The organism is Williamsia sp. M5A3_1d (assembly GCF_053345315.1).
This window is the reverse complement of the sequence record NZ_JBKEZX010000001.1, coordinates 826,222-841,439: the sequence shown is the minus strand read 5'-3', so window position 1 is coordinate 841,439 and position 15,218 is coordinate 826,222. Positions and strand designations below refer to the sequence as shown.

14 protein-coding genes are annotated in these 15,218 nt (G+C 70.0%); 5 read left to right on the top strand and 9 right to left on the bottom strand.

The window, feature by feature from the left end:
• Positions 1 to 147 precede the first annotated feature (147 nt).
• Positions 148 to 939: an alpha/beta fold hydrolase gene (locus tag ACLBW1_RS03975; protein WP_447810213.1), complete on the top strand. Its 792-nt coding sequence runs from the start codon at positions 148 to 150 to the stop codon at positions 937 to 939.
• A 15-nt stretch (positions 940 to 954) separates the two neighbouring features.
• Here ACLBW1_RS03975 and ACLBW1_RS03970 read toward each other — a convergent pair whose 3' ends face one another.
• The 4 genes from ACLBW1_RS03970 to ACLBW1_RS03955 form a co-directional block, all read right to left on the bottom strand.
• Positions 955 to 1,731 (bottom strand): SDR family NAD(P)-dependent oxidoreductase, encoded by a 777-nt coding sequence (locus ACLBW1_RS03970; RefSeq protein WP_447810212.1) that lies wholly within the window; start codon positions 1,729 to 1,731, stop codon positions 955 to 957.
• A gap of 72 nt (positions 1,732 to 1,803) precedes the next feature.
• Positions 1,804 to 2,544, bottom strand: coding sequence for a methyltransferase domain-containing protein (locus ACLBW1_RS03965; protein ID WP_447810211.1), 741 nt, complete (start codon positions 2,542 to 2,544; stop codon positions 1,804 to 1,806).
• Positions 2,531 to 3,220, bottom strand: coding sequence for a TIGR04282 family arsenosugar biosynthesis glycosyltransferase (locus ACLBW1_RS03960; RefSeq protein WP_447810210.1), 690 nt, complete (start codon positions 3,218 to 3,220; stop codon positions 2,531 to 2,533). The genes ACLBW1_RS03965 and ACLBW1_RS03960 overlap by 14 nt, the downstream gene beginning before the upstream one ends.
• Positions 3,217 to 3,915, bottom strand: a complete 699-nt coding sequence (locus tag ACLBW1_RS03955; protein WP_447810209.1) for a glycosyltransferase family 2 protein — start codon at positions 3,913 to 3,915, stop codon at positions 3,217 to 3,219. The genes ACLBW1_RS03960 and ACLBW1_RS03955 overlap by 4 nt, the downstream gene beginning before the upstream one ends.
• 134 nt (positions 3,916 to 4,049) lie before the next feature.
• On the opposite strand from ACLBW1_RS03955, the gene ACLBW1_RS03950 reads away from it, so the two are divergent.
• Positions 4,050 to 5,438, top strand: a complete 1,389-nt coding sequence (locus tag ACLBW1_RS03950) for a hypothetical protein (protein ID WP_447810208.1) — start codon at positions 4,050 to 4,052, stop codon at positions 5,436 to 5,438.
• Between the two features lie 38 nt (positions 5,439 to 5,476).
• Here the strand turns inward: ACLBW1_RS03950 and ACLBW1_RS03945 are convergent, their stop codons facing one another.
• Complete coding sequence (locus tag ACLBW1_RS03945; RefSeq protein ID WP_447810207.1) at positions 5,477 to 6,502, bottom strand: NAD-dependent epimerase/dehydratase family protein; 1,026 nt, start codon at positions 6,500 to 6,502, stop codon at positions 5,477 to 5,479.
• Entirely contained in the window at positions 6,499 to 7,323 is an 825-nt protein-coding gene (locus ACLBW1_RS03940) for an S-methyl-5'-thioadenosine phosphorylase (RefSeq protein ID WP_447810206.1), read from the bottom strand. The genes ACLBW1_RS03945 and ACLBW1_RS03940 overlap by 4 nt, the downstream gene beginning before the upstream one ends.
• A 170-nt stretch (positions 7,324 to 7,493) precedes the next feature.
• On the opposite strand from ACLBW1_RS03940, the gene ACLBW1_RS03935 reads away from it, so the two are divergent.
• Both ACLBW1_RS03935 and ACLBW1_RS03930 read left to right on the top strand, forming a co-directional pair.
• Entirely contained in the window at positions 7,494 to 9,359 is a 1,866-nt protein-coding gene (locus tag ACLBW1_RS03935) for a glycosyltransferase (protein WP_447810205.1), read from the top strand.
• Between the two features lie 43 nt (positions 9,360 to 9,402).
• The gene (locus tag ACLBW1_RS03930) at positions 9,403 to 9,618 is read left to right on the top strand and encodes a hypothetical protein (RefSeq protein ID WP_447810204.1); all 216 of its coding nucleotides are present in this window, start codon (positions 9,403 to 9,405) and stop codon (positions 9,616 to 9,618) included.
• A 16-nt stretch (positions 9,619 to 9,634) separates the two neighbouring features.
• Here the strand turns inward: ACLBW1_RS03930 and ACLBW1_RS03925 are convergent, their stop codons facing one another.
• The gene (locus tag ACLBW1_RS03925) at positions 9,635 to 10,519 is read right to left on the bottom strand and encodes a polysaccharide deacetylase family protein (RefSeq protein WP_447810203.1); all 885 of its coding nucleotides are present in this window, start codon (positions 10,517 to 10,519) and stop codon (positions 9,635 to 9,637) included.
• A gap of 68 nt (positions 10,520 to 10,587) precedes the next feature.
• Between ACLBW1_RS03925 and ACLBW1_RS03920 the strand changes: the two genes are divergently transcribed.
• Positions 10,588 to 11,568: an ABC transporter substrate-binding protein gene (locus tag ACLBW1_RS03920; protein ID WP_447810202.1), complete on the top strand. Its 981-nt coding sequence runs from the start codon at positions 10,588 to 10,590 to the stop codon at positions 11,566 to 11,568.
• A gap of 6 nt (positions 11,569 to 11,574) precedes the next feature.
• Here ACLBW1_RS03920 and ACLBW1_RS03915 read toward each other — a convergent pair whose 3' ends face one another.
• Together ACLBW1_RS03915 and ACLBW1_RS03910 are read right to left on the bottom strand one after the other, a co-directional pair.
• The gene (locus ACLBW1_RS03915; protein WP_447810201.1) at positions 11,575 to 13,371 is read right to left on the bottom strand and encodes an ABC transporter ATP-binding protein; all 1,797 of its coding nucleotides are present in this window, start codon (positions 13,369 to 13,371) and stop codon (positions 11,575 to 11,577) included.
• On the bottom strand, positions 13,368 to 15,131 hold the full coding sequence (locus tag ACLBW1_RS03910) for an ABC transporter transmembrane domain-containing protein (protein WP_447810199.1): 1,764 nt from the start codon (positions 15,129 to 15,131) through the stop codon (positions 13,368 to 13,370). The genes ACLBW1_RS03915 and ACLBW1_RS03910 overlap by 4 nt, the downstream gene beginning before the upstream one ends.
• Between the last annotated feature and the right edge of the window lie 87 nt (positions 15,132 to 15,218).

The following is a 15,218-nucleotide window of genomic DNA, read 5'->3' as shown; positions in this document are numbered from 1 at the left end:
AGCGGGACGCGCGGATGATCGGACGACGCGCGTTCGGGTGCGGCCACGACCGCGGCCGGATGTGTGCAACCGGTAGCGTCGATGGGGCAACCCCATAGGTGACGGAGAAGTCGTCGCACGGGAGACCCCACTCGCGGAAGGCCACCCATGGCCGGCAGCTCACTCAATGTCGATCGTCGTGGCAGCGGAACCCCGCTGCTGCTCGTCCATGGTCTCGGCGCGAGTTGGCAGTCGTGGTCGCCGATCCTCGACCAGCTCGCACAGCATCGCGACGTGATCAGCATCGATCTCCCCGGCTTCGGCGACAGCGCACCTCTGCCGGGCGAGGTCACCATCGCGTCGCTCACCGACGCGGTCGCCGACTTCATCGACGCCCACGATCTGACCGGCGTCGACACCGTCGGCAGCTCGATGGGCGCGCGCATGGTTCTCGAGCTGGCGCGCCGCGGCGTGGGCGGCGACACCGTCGCCCTCGATCCCGGCGGCTTCTGGAGTCCCGGTGAGCTGCGCTTCTTCAGCACGGCGCTCAAGGCCTCGCTGCCGCTCGTCCTCGGGTTGCAACCGGTGATGCCCGCGCTGACCGGCAACCCGGTCGGACGCACGGCGTTGCTGACGCAGTTCTCGGCGGCGCCATGGAAGCTGCCCGCGTCGGTGGCGCTGCACGAGATGCGCAGCTTCAAGAAGGCGACGTCGTTGCGCGAGGCGCTCGACGCCCTTGTCGACGGTCCACTGCAGGAGGGCGCGCCCGCTGGGACGACGCCCGGCCGGGTCACCATCGGCTGGGGTCGCCAGGACCGCGTCACGTTGCCCAAGCAAGCGGAACGAGCACACGCGGCTTTCCCCGGTTCGGTGCTGCACTGGTTCGACAAGTGCGGGCACTTCCCGATGTGGGATCAGCCGGCTCAGACCGTGGAACTCATCCTCGGACGAACCGGCTGATCCCCGGCTCGCGAACTACTTCGGGGGCATCCGGATGCCGCCGTCGACGCGCACGACCTCGGCGTTCATGTACGAGTTGGTGATCAGCTCGATGACCATCGAGGCCAGCTCGTCGGGCTGTCCGAGACGGTTCGGGAACAGCACGCTCTGCCCGAGATGCGCCTTGAACTTCTCCGAGTCCTCACCCTCGCCGTAGATGGGGGTGTCGATGAGTCCGGGCGCGACGGTGTTGACGCGGATCTTGGCCGCGGCCAGGTCACGGGCCACCGGGAGGGTCATGCCCACGACGCCACCCTTCGACGACGAGTACGCGACCTGCCCGATCTGGCCGTCGAACGCCGCTACGCTGGCCATCGAGACGATGGCGCCCTTCTCGCCGGTGGCGGTCTCCTCACCGCGGCTCATCGCGGTGGCGGCCAGCCGGATGCAGTCGAAGGTGCCGATCAGGTTGATCGCGATGACCTTCTTGTAGTTGTCGAGGTTGAACGCCGAATCGTATTCACCGTCCCGCCCGATGGTCCGCTGCGCGGACCCGATGCCCGCCGAGTTGACCAGCGCACGCAGCGGGCCGAGCTCGAGGGACTTGTCGACGGCGGCCTTGATCTGCTCGGTGTCGGTCACGTCCACACTGACGAACACACCGCCGATCTCCGAGGCGAGGGCCTCGCCCTTCTCGGCCTGCAGGTCGGCGACGACGACGTGGGCGCCCTTCGCGGCGAGCTGCCGCGCGGCGGCCGCTCCGATGCCCGAGGCACCACCGGTGACGATTGCACTTGCTCCAGAGATATCCATGGACGCAGCCTACGAGCACCGGGGTCGCTCGACCAGAACGCCCCGCCCGAGCGCTCGCTCAGGGCCGACGGGTCAGGGACGGACGAGCTCGACGAGGTGTCGTCCGGAGATCACGTGGGCGGTGCCCATCCGCAGCCCGGCGCGCTCGGCGATCTCACGGGCGGCCCCGACCCCGACACGCGCCCAGGGGAACCAGGGCCCCGCGACGTTGCGTGACTCCACGCGCACCGCACCCGACCACACCGACGCGTTCCATCCGGGCGCCGAGCCGACCCCGGATTCGAGCTCGACGATCACGGTCCCGCCGGGGGTGAGCAGATTCGCGGCCCGACGCACCACCTCGTGCGGATCACCGCCGATGCCGACGTTGCCGTCGATCAGGAGTGCGTGATGCCAATCTCCCTCACCGGGCATCCGTTCGAAGATGCTGCGGCGCAACGCGACACCGCCACGCTTGCGTGTCATCGCGATGGCGCGGGCACTGCGGTCGACGCCGAGGGCGCACACACCGTGGTCGATCAGTTCGCTCACCAGCCGACCCGGGCCGCACCCGAGATCGATGGTGGGACCTGAACAGAGCCGGGCGATGTGCCGATCGAAGGCGGCGTCCTCGTGGTCGCCGCTCGTCCCCAGCCAGCGCGTCACCGGCAGGCACGTGCGGGTGCCGTCGGCCAACCGCAGCCAACTGTTCTGTCCGCGTACGGCGTCGAGGAAGGCGTCGTCGAAATGCGGGTTCTCGTCGGACAGGTCGACGGCGCCGTGACCCTGGTCGGACGAGAACTGATCCGGGGAGAAACCGTCAGGAACGCTCATGGGCCACCGCCGATCTCAATTCGGCGGATACCCTCGCGAACGCGCTCGTCGGGGCACAGGTCTCGGCCACCTCGGTCACGTCCACCGGATGGTCCACATCGGTCAAGGACTTCAGGAGTGCCACGCTACAGCCTTCTCGCTGCAGCGCGTCCCGAGTCCGCTCACCGGTGTCCGACTGCGACATCGCGACACCGGGCAGCACATGCGCCCCGCGGGCGCCGTCGAGCGCGAGCCCCCACCATCCGCCGTCGGTGGCGAGGCCGAGCGCGGCATCGTGGCCGTCGAGCGCGTCGAGCCCGCTGAGCAGCAGGTCCACCGAGACCTGGGGGGTGTCCATCCCGATCTGCATCACCCGCCCGCCGGCCACCTGCGCGGCGGCGTCGCGGTGAGCCCGGTTGAGACGATCGCCGAGTGTGTCCCCGTGCTGTTCCATCACAGTGGTTCGAGACAGACGCGCGCGCAGATCGTCGGATCCCACGGCGTCGTCGATCACACCGGCGAGTGACACCACGACGATCGCGTCGGGCACCGACAACGCCGTGTCGAGGGTGTCGAGCAGGGCCGCCGACGCCAGCGTCGCGGCCTCGACGGCGGAGTACTGCGACATGAGGCGCGTCTTCACCCGTCCCGGCACGGGCGCCTTGGCGACCACCAGGACCGCGCGCGACGCACTCACGACCGTGTCCCCGAGCTCAGTGCGCCGAGGAAATCGCGAGCGGCACGGGCCGATCCGAGAAACGACCCCGACACCTTCGACGTCCCCGCAGTGCGCGGGCGGTACGAGACGTCGGTCTCGGCGATCGCCCACCCGGCGGCGGCGGCGCGGGACAGCAACTCCACCGGGTACCCGAAGCGCATGTCCTCTATGTCCAACTCCAGCAGCCGCTTCCGGCGCGCGGCGCGCATCGGGCCGATGTCGTGGACGTCGATGCCGAGTGTGCGCCGCAAACGGCGCGCCGCCCAGAGTGTTCCGAGGCGCGAGTGCAGTGGCCACACGCCGCGTTCGACCGGTTTGCGGCACCCGACCGCGAGGTCGGCTCCGTCGGCGAGCAGTGCGACGAGGGCTGTCAGGTCCGCCGGATCCATCGACCCGTCGCCGTCGATGGTGCAGACGATCTCGGTCTCGGCGGCGAGCACCCCGGCGTGCACCGCACTGCCGTAGCCCGGAACCGGTTGGTACACAACGACAGCGCCGTGTGCGGTGGCGACCTCGGCGGTTCCGTCGGTGCTGCCGTTGTCGACGACCAGGGGGCGGTAGCCGTCCGGCATCGCGGCCAGCACATCGGGCAGCGACCGCGCTTCGTCGCGACACGGGATGACGACCGTGACCGTGGTCGTGTCGACAGGGGTCGTACAGGCAGGGGTGTCCATCGTGTCCGAGGCTATTGGCTCGGACCGGAGTCGCGAAGCGAAAAGGCCATGCTCGAACCATAACGTGACCACCGCACACCCCGCTGCGGTGCGGTGGCGGTCGAATGGACGTGCTCGATGCCTAGATTGGAACGGTGACGGCCACACAGAGCGACGAAACGGACATCCGCGAGGAACTCCCCCGGGGTGCCTCGCCCGCCGGTCGGCCGAGGTGGTTTCGCGACACCGCCGCCATCGGCGCCGCGGCCGCGTTGCTGCTCACCGCGATCCTCGTCCCCTTCTACGGGTCACCGGAGCTCAAACTCAACATCTTCGTGCTCGCACCGCCACTGTTCGGTGGCGTCGACCCCCACGGCAACTACAGCACCGCCGTCGCCGTGGCCATCGGGCTGCTGGTGATCGCGTTCGGCCCCTGGGTCGCACGCACGCTGCGGTGGCGCGCCCTGCTCGCCGTCACCTGGATCGTCGCGCTCGCGTGGACCCTGAGCCTCGCTCTCATCGACGGGTGGACCCGCGGCATCTCCACACAGCTCGACCGCCCCGACGAGTACCTCCCCACCGCACGCGGCGTGACCGACATCGGCCGGCTCCTCTCCACGTTCGACTCGCGGATCCTCGATTTCCAACCGAACTCGTGGCCCACCCACGTCTCCGGACATCCCGTGGGGGCGCTGCTGAGCTTCGTGCTGCTCGATCGCGTGGGTCTCGGTACCGGCACGCGGGCCGGCGTGTTCTGCATCGTGGTCGGCACCAGCGCGGTGATGGCGCTCTGTGTCGCGGTGCGCTGCCTTGCCGACGAGTCGACCGCGCGGCGGATCGCGCCGTTCGCCGCGGTGACCCCCGGCGCGGTGTGGATCGGGGTGTCGGCCGACGGGTACTTCATGGGTGTGGTCGCGTGGGGTGTCGCGCTGCTGGCGGTGTCGGCCACCACCGACCGTGGCCGGGTGCGCGCGCTCGCCGGTGTCGGCGCAGGCCTGCTCCTGGCGTTCGGCATCTTCTGCAACTACGGCCTCACCCTGATGGGGGTGATCGCGGTCGCGACGCTGATCGTGGCGCGCGCGTGGCGACCACTGCTGTGGGCGATACCGGCTGCCCTGCTGGTGGTGGCGGTGTTCGCCGCGGCGGGATTCTGGTGGCTCGACGGCTATCACCTCGTCTACGAGCGCTACTACCAGGGCATCGCCAGCAAACGGCCGTACTCGTACTGGGTGTGGGCGAACTTCGCGGCGTCGATGTGCGCGGTCGGACCCGCCGCCGTGGTCGGCCTCGGACGCGCACTGCGTCGCCGCCCCATCGCCCGCCGCGAGGCCGTGGTGATCCTGGGCCTCGCCGGGCTGCTCGCGATGGCGCTGGCCGACCTCAGCGGACTGAGCAAGGCCGAGACCGAGCGCATCTGGCTCCCCTTCGGCGCCTGGATCCTCACCACCACCGCGCTGCTACCGCCGCGACACCAGCGGTTCTGGCTCGCCGCACAGGTGCTGACGGCCCTGCTCATCAACAGCATCGTCCGCACGCATTGGTGACAGAGCTCGCGATCAGTCCCGCAGGGGCGCGGTGACGTCTATCGCAGGGGTGCGGTCGCGAACTCGCCGATCCCCTCGGGCGGGGTGATCTGGGCGGTGAAGCCCAACGTCTCGCGGGCGTGCGCCGGATCGGCGACGATGTGCCGCACGTCGCCGGGCCGGAACCGCCCGGTGGTGACCGGCTCGGGGCCGTCGATGGCCTTGCACAACTCCGCGGCGACCTCGCCGATGGTGATGGGGTGACCCGAGCAGACGTTGAACGCGTCGAAGCCGGGCGGCGTGTTCTCGATCGCGGCGACGTTGGCGCGGGCGATGTCGTCGACGTGGACGAAGTCCCGCATCTGGCCGCCGTCCTCGAACACCGTCGGCGCCTGACCGTTCTCCAACTGCGACCGGAAGATGGCCGCGACCCCGGCGTACGGGGTGTCGCGGGGCATGTGGGGGCCGTAGACGTTGTGGTAGCGCAGGGCGGCGACCGAGCCACCGGTCTCCAATGTCCACGCCATGGCGAACGCCTCCTGCGCGGCCTTGCTCGCGGCGTAGTAGCTGCGGGGGGCGATCGGCGCGCTCTCCGGCGTCAACGCCCACTGCGCGGGGGTGCCGTCGGCGAGGTAACGCTCGAAGTGACCGGCCTCGAGCGCGTCGGTCGTGCGCGCGGGCGGGTCGACCGGCGCACCCACCGCGTCGGTGTAGGTGCCGTCGCCGTAGACCACCATCGACGACGCGAGCACGAGGCGTGAGCAGCCGGCCCGGTACATCGCGGCGAGCAGTCGCGCGGTGACGAGGTCGTTGTCGGCGGCGTAGTCGGGGGCGTCGCGTGCATCGACGCCGGCACCCACCATCGCGGCCTGATGGCACACCACATCGACACCGTCGAGCATCGAATCGATGTCGGCGGTGCGGAGATTGGCGACCTGCACCCCGTCGGGGGCCTGCGCGTCGGGGCCGTGCGCGGCGGGGATCATGCCGTCGACCGCGACGACGTCGTGGCCGCGCTCGAGCAACTGTCGTCGGATGTGCGACCCGATGAACCCGGCGGCGCCGGTGAGCAGGACGCGGCTCACGACAGACCCGGGAGCAGTGCGGCGAGATCGTGTCCGCCTGCGGCGCAGTCACACTCGCCGTCGGTATCCACGAGGGCGACGGTGTGGGTCAACAATCCCTTCAGCATCGCGAGGCTGCGCTCGAAGACGGCGTACACATCAGCCTCCGACACGCCCTCACCGGCGTTGACGCCGGCGTCGTAATCGGTGACGAGAGCGATGGGGGCGTAACACATCTGGAGTTCCCGGGCGAGGACGGCCTCGGGGTGCCCGGTCATGTTGACCAGGGTCCAGCCCTGCCGGGCGAACCACTGGCTCTCCGCACGGGTGGAGAAGCGCGGGCCCTCCACGATCGCCATCGTCCCGCCGTCGACCACCGGCGGCTTCGCGGGCACCGCGACCGCGGCCTCATGTGCCGCGGCCCGCAGCTGCGGGCAGTACGGGTCGGCGAAGCTGACATGCACGGCATCGGTGTCGAAGTACGTCTGCTCACGCCCCGACGTCCGGTCGACGAGCTGGTCGGGGATGACCACCGCCCCGGGTCCGATCTCCGCGACGAGACTGCCGACCGCACACGGCGCGAGGACGCGACGCACACCGAGTGACCGCAGCGCCCACATCGTCGCGCGGTACGGCACGCGGTGCGGCGGGTACTCGTGGTGCAGTCCGTGTCGGGGGACGAACGCGACGTCGACACCGTCGACGGTGCCCACCGACACCGGCGCGCTCGGGGCGCCGAAGGGGGTGTCGATCTCGATCTGCTCGGCGTCGGAATCGAAGAACGAGTAGAACCCCGTCCCCCCGATGACGCCGATCCGGGCGCGGTTGTGCTGATCGCTCATGGCGACAACACTGCCCGATGCCGCGGCGCCCCGCCGGTGGCGGGGTGTCAGAGGCCGAGGTCGGTGTCCCCAGCGCGGACCCACGCCGGTGATCCGTGGTTCACGTCTGAGAGGCCCGTCGTCACCTCACGGTCGGGGGCGGGCGCGTGCGGTCGCGATAGTCTGCCACGGTGACCTCCCCCGACACGGCGCCCCGACCGGTCCACGACGAGACACCCGACGGCCGGCGCGTCGTCGCCCGCGGACTGTTCGCGGGCACCACGCCCGTCGCCAACGCAGCCCTGTACGCCGTCGTCCGGCACGGGAGCGGAGATCAGACCCGCTCGACCCTGCATCTGCAGCGGGGAGCGCGCGCCGACATGAACACCTTCTTCGGTCGCTTCCCCGCCAGCTACTGGCAGCGCTGGACGAGCGCCTCGACGGTCACCGTCAGCCTGCAGGTCCACGTGTCGGCGCATTTCCGCGCGGTGTTGATGGCATCGGACATCGGCAGCCACCAGCGCATCGTCGACGCCGTCGAGCTGACCGACCCGGCCGTCGACGGCCCCCAGACCATCGAGATGGAGGCGCCGCTGAACGTGTTCGCCGACGGTGGCGCGATGTGGTTGAGCTTCGAGGCGATCGACGGCGCAGCCCGCGTCGACTCGGTCGAGTGGTCGGTGGCCGCGGTCGGTCCGCAGCGACCCGTCTCGGTCGCGATCTGCACCCACAACCGGGTCCCGCAGTGCGCGGAGACGGTGGCGGCGCTGGCGTCGGATGAGCATGCCATGGCGGCGGTCGACGGAGTCTGGGTGGTCGATCAGGGCACCGACACCGTCGACCAACACCCGTTGTTCACCGAGGTGCGACCGGTGTTCGGCGACAAACTCCACTACATCCAGCAGGGAAACCTCGGTGGTGCAGGCGGTTTCAGCCGCGGACTGCTCGAGGCGGTGCGACGCAACCCGCAGGGCGACGTGATCCTGATGGACGACGACATCCTGTGCGAGCCGGAGACCGTACTGCGGCTCGGCGCCTTCGCGTCGATGACCGAGTCACCGGCGATCGTCGGCGCGCAGATGTTGTTCCTGCACAACCCGACCTATCTGCTGGCCTCCGCCGAACGCGTAGACCTCGTGACCCTGCGCCGCGGGGTCGCGGGCGACAAGTACGCGCAGCAGAACAAGGACATGCTCAAGAAGATCACCGACCGTCGCATCGACGCGCAGTACAACGGCTGGTGGACCTGCCTCATCCCCGCCGAGGTGGTGGAACGGATCGGGATGCCGCTGCCGGTGTTCTTCCAGTGGGACGACGTGGAATACGGTCTGCGCGCGGCACGGTCGGGCATCCCGACGGTCACCCTGCCCGGCGCCGGGGTCTGGCACGCCGACTTCTACTGGAAGGACGTCGACGGCTTCGCCCACTACTTCGCCACCCGCAACGGACTCATCACCGCCGCACTCGAACCCGGGTTCGGCGCCGATGCGGTGATCAAGGAACTCGCCCGCGACATCACGAAGTCGATCGTGAGCCTGCAGTACGGCCTGGCGTACACCCAACTGCGGGCACTGAACGACTTCCTCGACGGCCCTTCGATTCTCGACGACGGTGGCGCCACGGCGCTCGCGGAGATCAACGCCGAACGCAAGCGCTTCGCCGAGACCGTGATCACGCCGATGACCGCGGTGCCGGCCTCGGTGCCCATCCGTCGGGCCGCTCCCCCGCCGAAGCCGGGGTGGGAGAACGCCGTGCTCGCCAAACGCGTGGTGGCCCACGCCCGCGGCCGGTTGATCGGCGGCCCGGTGGCGGTGTCGTTCGAGGATGCCGCCTGGTGGCACGTCGGACAGTTCGACCACGTCTTCGTCACCGACGCCTCACAACACGGTTGTCGCGAGCGGCGCTACCGCCGCGACCTGGCCCGCGAGATGACCGACCGACTCGTGCGGTTGTCGCTGCGCTTCCGCCGCGAGGCCCCCGCGGTCGCCGAGCAGTACCGTGCGGCGATGCCCGAATTGACCAGTACGACCAATTGGGAACGGCTGTACGGGATCTGAGCAGGCCTTGCGCGGCTCGTTCGGCAGGCGAATGATCGATCGGGTGAAGAGAACAGTCGTACGGTGCGCGTCCGGTGGCCTCTACTCGACCATCTGGATCCCGATGGTCTCGCTGAAGGCTGTCCGACTCGGAGGTAGTCGCTGGCAGCGCTGCCCCGTCCACGGGAAGTGGGAGCGGGCGCGTCCGGTGGATCCGGGTGCGCTCTCCCCGGAGCAGCGTCGCGCGGCGCAGGCCGTCACCGACGTCGGTATCCCCTGACGGCGACCGTGATCGGTCAGCTCGGCGGGAAGAGGCCGCGGTAGTGGTCGGCGATGTCGCCGGCCGTGGTGAACCACACCCCGTCGGCGTGAGATGTCATGTGTTCCAGCGCTGCCCGGAAGCGTCGTAGCCGGTAGGGCTGGCCGGTGAGGAACGTGTGCGTCGAGATCGACAGCACCACCGGCTGCGCGACCGAGTTCTCGAGCAGTTCGTCGAACGAGTCGACGATCATGTGCTCGAACGTCTCGGCCGTGGCGTGGTGGTGGACGAAGACCGGTAGGTCGTTCACCTCGTGCGGATACGGAACGCTGAGCAGCGGGCCCGCGTCGGTGCGCAGCCACACGGGTTGATCGTCGACCGGCCAGTCGAGGGTGTAGGCGAATCCCCGCTCTGCCAGCAGGTCCTCGGTGACACGACTCGGATTGGCGCCCGGGCTCATCCATCCCCGCGGCGGGCGTCCCTCGTGGGCCTCGATGGCGCGGTACACGGCGTCGATCTCGGCGCGCTCGGCGTCGCGGGTCAGTGCGTTGGGCTGGGTCGAGTTGGTGCGGCCGTGGGCGACGACATCGGCGTCGAGGGCGCGAAAGGCCGCGATCACCTCGGGGGCGTGTTCGTACACCTCGGTGTTGACGAGCAGTGTCGGCCGGATACCGGTGCGGCGCAGGGTGTCGGCGAGCCGGAACGCGCCGACACGGTTGCCGTATTCACGCCACGCCCAGTTGTAGGTGTTCGGCTGATCCATGCCCGGGGTGTAGCCGAGACCCGGGGCGCCGGCGTCGTAGGCGAAGTGTTCGCAGTTGACGGCGACGTAGACGGCCAGGCGCGCACCACCGGGCCAGTCGAACTGTGGTCGGTCGCCGATGGCGGAGTGGTCGAAGCGACCGTGTGAGGGCAGGGCCATGTCTCCATGATGCGCCTCAGGCATGCCTGACCGTTCCAAGTTAGGTAATCATAGCCTAAGGTGATCGCATGAAACTGGTCACCACCCGCGGTCGTCGCGTGCTCACCCTTCTCGTCGCCGGCCTCATCGCCCTCGCCACCCTGGCTGCCTGCGGCGGCGGTTCCGAACCCGCGTCGTCGGGACCCACCGTCACCATCGCGCACAAGTTCGGGGAGACGAAGGTCCCGGCGGACCCGAAACGTGTTGTCACGGTCGGGTACAACGACCAGGACTTCACCCTGGCGCTCGGCGTGGTGCCGGTGACGACCCGCGCGTTCTTCGAGAACTACGACAACCTCCCGTGGGTGCAGGCACAGACCGGCGGCAAGGGCGTGCCGACGATGCAGGGCGACAGCATCGACTTCGAGGAGATCGCCAAGGCGAAGCCCGATCTGATCTTCGCCATCTACGAGACCATCGACCGCAAGACCTACGACCGGCTCTCCCAGATCGCGCCGACGGTCATCCAGTCGGCCGAGTACAAGGACGAGGAGACGCCCTGGAACGTCCAGTTGCTCACCACCGGTAAGGCTCTCGGACGCGAGGCGCAGGCGCGCGCGCTCGTTGCGAAGGTGACCTCCGCGATCGACGCGGCGAAGGCCGCCCACCCCGAGTTCGCGGGCAAGACCCTCGTCGTCGACTACGGCCCTGAGAACGGCGGCCACTACCTGCTGGGCGCCAACGATCCCCGACGCGCCCTGTTCGACGCGCTGGGGTTCACCGCTCAGGACACCGTGGGTGACGTGTCCGAGGAGAAGCTCGGTCTGCTCGACCGCGACGTGCTGTTCGTCGAGGGGGCCACCGAGGCGCAGCTCGCGTCGTCGCCGGCGTTCACGCGCCTCGACGTGGTGCGACAGGACCGCACCCTCTACACGCTGTTCGATTCGCCGCTGGCCGGCGCTCTGTCCTACAGCGGACCCGACGCTCTGCTGTACGCGATCGAGGTCGTCGTGCCGCAGCTGTCGAACGCACTCACGGGAAAGCCGGTCGCCGACCTGTCGAACTCCTGACGCCGATCACCGCCCGGAGGGGTCGGTCTCCCACGCTCGCCACAGCTGGGCGTACCGGCCCTCCGAGTCGGTCAACAGCTCTGCATGCGAACCGAACTGGATGATCTGCCCGTGCTCCATCACCGCGATCGCGTCGGCCGTGGCGGCCTGGGTGAGGCGGTGGGCCACCACCAGCGTGGTCCGACCGGCGGTGGCCGCGAGTGCGGCGTTCTCGAGATCGCGGGCACTCGCACTGCCCGCCTCGGCCGTCGCCTCGTCGAGCACCACCACACGTGGGTCGCGCAGGACCAGGCGCGCGAGCGCGATGTGCTGAGCCTGCGCGGCGGTCAGCGTGAGCCCGCCCTCACCGACGCGGGTGTCGACGCCGTCGGGCAGCGCGCCCACCCAGTCGTGCGCGCCCACCGTGGCGATCGCCGCCATGACCTCGTCGCGTGTCGCGTCCGGCGCCGCCAGCCGAAGGTCGTCGGCGAGCGGTCCGGCGAAGACGTGGACCTCCTGCGTCACCGTCGCCACGTGGTCGCGGAGTCGGTCGCGATCGATGTCGGCCACCGCGACCCCGCCGATCGACACCGACCCCGCACTCGGCGTCAGCATCCCGGCGATGACGGCGGCCAGGGTGGTCTTGCCGGCGCCGGTGGACCCGACCAGCGCGGTACGGGTACCAGTCGGGATGCTCAGCGACACCCCCTGGAGCACAGGGTGATCGGGGTGGTAGGCGTGGTGCACGTCGCGGACCTCGACACCGGCGTCGGCGGGTGTGCGCGGCACCGCCGCGGAAGTGCCCCCGCTGCCGGAGACGTCGGAACCGTCACCGATGTCGATGATGCCGACCAGTCGCGACAGGCTCGCCCCCGCCGACTGCACCTCGTCGAAGCTGAACATCACCGTGCCGACCGGGTTGAACAACCGCGCGAACAGCAACGCCGCCGCCGTGACCGCCCCGACGGTCACGTCGCCGCTGCGCACCAGGGTGAACCCGACGACGAGGATCGCCGCCAGTCCGATGAACTCCGCGCGGTTGATCCGACCGCTGAATCGGGTGAACTGCGTGAAGACCGCGACCGAGATGTCACGCGCGCGGGCTGAAGCGAGGCTGATCGCCTCGACGTGACGGTCGTGTCGCTCGTAGGCGTCGATGGTCGAGATCCCCTGCAGTGACTCGATCATCACCTGACCGCGCGCGGCGATCGCCACCCGCTCGTCGCGATACATCGGCGCCGATCGCGGGAGATACCAGCGCACCGCGAACACATACGCCGGCAACGCCAGTGCACCGGCGAGACCCAACCTCCAGTCGATACCGAGCATCCCGACGAGGCTGAGGACGCCCAGGAAGACCCCGTTGATCATCGTGGGCAGCACCTGCGAGACCGCCTTGCCGATCGCACCCACGTCGGCACCCACCCGCGACAGCAGGTCGCCCCGACCCGACTCGTCGATGGTGGTGGCCGGCAGGGTCAGGGCCCGCCGCACCACCGACTCGCGCAGGTCGGCGAGCAACACCTCGCCGAGTTTCGTCACCAGGTAGGTCGAGAACCCGGTGCCCACACCGGCGAGCAGGGCGCTGACACCGATCGTCGTTGCGAGCGGCCAGATGTCGGCGGCCTCGGCGCCGTCGCGGACACGGTCGACGAGGGTGCCCAGGAGACGGATCGGGATCACCGCGGCCGCAGCTGCGATCACCCCGACCAGCAGCGTGAGGATCACGGTGCCCGGACGCCGGGCCAGATCGGCACGCATCCACGCGAACGTGCGACGCGACGGCGACACCGGCAGGATCGGGGCGACATCCGGGATCGTCATCGCGACACCAGTTCTCGGTAGTCGGCCCGCTCGTGCATCAGATCTGCGTGCGAACCCTCGGCTACCACGGCGCCGTCACGCAGGAGCAACACGCGGTCGGCCGTCGCCAGCAGCGCGGGACTGCTGGTGACCACGATGGTGGTCTGGCCGTTCTCGCCCCGCACGGTCCGGAGACCGTCGGCGATCTCCTGTTCGGTGACCGCATCGACCGCGGTCGTCGGATCGTGCAGGACCAACACATCGGGCGCGGCGATGAGGGCCCGGGCCAGGGCGAGCCGCTGTCGCTGCCCACCGGAGAGACTCGCCCCGCGTTCGGTGACCGGATGGTCGAAGCCGTTCGGGTACAACGAGATGACCTCGTCGGCCGCGGAGGCGGCCAGCGCTTTCCCCACATCGGCCGATCGATGGTCGCGCCCGCCTCGGCTCGTGGCGGCACCCCACAGGATGTTGCTGCCGAGCGTCCCGGTGAACAGGTGGGCGTCGTGGTGTTCGACCACGATGGCGGCGCTGCGGCTGCCCGTGGGGATGTCCTCGAGGAGTCGGCCGCCGACACGGACCGCGCCGGCCGGGGCACCCGGGGTGCCTGCGAGGAGATCGATCAGCGCCACCGCGTCGCGCGCCGCCGGGGCGACGACGGCGACGAACTCGCCGGCGGAGACATCGAGGCGCAGACCCGGAAGCATCTCGTGCGCATCACATCTCACGGTCACCGCGGCGGTCCGCCCTTCGTCGGCGAGACCCGGTCGCGGCGGGGTCATCGGCCGGTCGGCACGAAGCGATGGGGCCGCGAGCACCTGCGCGACCCGGTTGGCACTGGCGCGGGCCTCGGCCACCCAGCTGGGCACGATGGCCAGCACCGCGAACGGGTCGATGAGGTATTGCGCGAGCCCGATGACGGTGATGAGTGCGCCGATACCGATGTCACCGGCCAGCGCGTAGTACACCGCGACCACCGCGACGCCCATGGCCGCCAAGGCGCCGGCGGCGGCCGCGGCGCCCGCGTGTGCGCTCTGGATCCGGGCGGCGCGCAGCGATGCCGACAGCGATCTGCGGCTCGATCTGCGGTAGCGGTCGGCCGCCGCCCCGGTGGCGCCGATGCCTTGCAGCGGCCGCAACCCGCTGACGAGGTCGGTGGCCATGCCCGACGTTCGTCCCACCTCGTCCTGCTGCGCCTCGACGCGTCGGGCGATCATCGGGGCGGTGACCTGCAGGCCGAGCACCACCAGGGGGATCCCGATGAGGACAAGCGCCCCGAGCACCAGGTCGATGGACAGCAGGACGATTCCGCAGGCGAGGGTGCCGACCACCGCGCTGACGACCCTGGGCACGTAATCGATGACGTAGGAGGTGTTGTCGGCGTCGGTGGTCGAGATGGACAGCAGCTCGCCTGCCGAGAACGCCTCGGCGCGCCCCTTCGGCGCGGCGAGGCCGTCGCGGTCGAGTGCCCGGGCGCTCAGCTCATCGCGCAGCAGGTGCGATTCGCGGGCGATGCCGAACATCAGCCGGCGAGCACCGAGGCGATACAGCGTGGTCAAGAGGACGAACAGGGCCGCGAGCACCGCGATCCAGAAGGTGATGGACGCATACGATCCGGTCGACACCGCGCGGTCGACGATGACGCCGATGAGGATCGGCACCGACACCTCGCACAGCTGCCATCCGCCGATGAGGGTCGATCCGCCCACGAGCCATCGGGCGTTGCGGGTGACGGTGCGCCGCAGGACCCAGCCGCCGCTCACCCGCACCTGACCACCTCTCATCCCGGTCGAGCCTACTAGGTGAGGCTTACCAAACTCGATGGGGCGATGTCGCGGGGGTCTGTCGCTGTCGGTGCACGCCCGTACGGT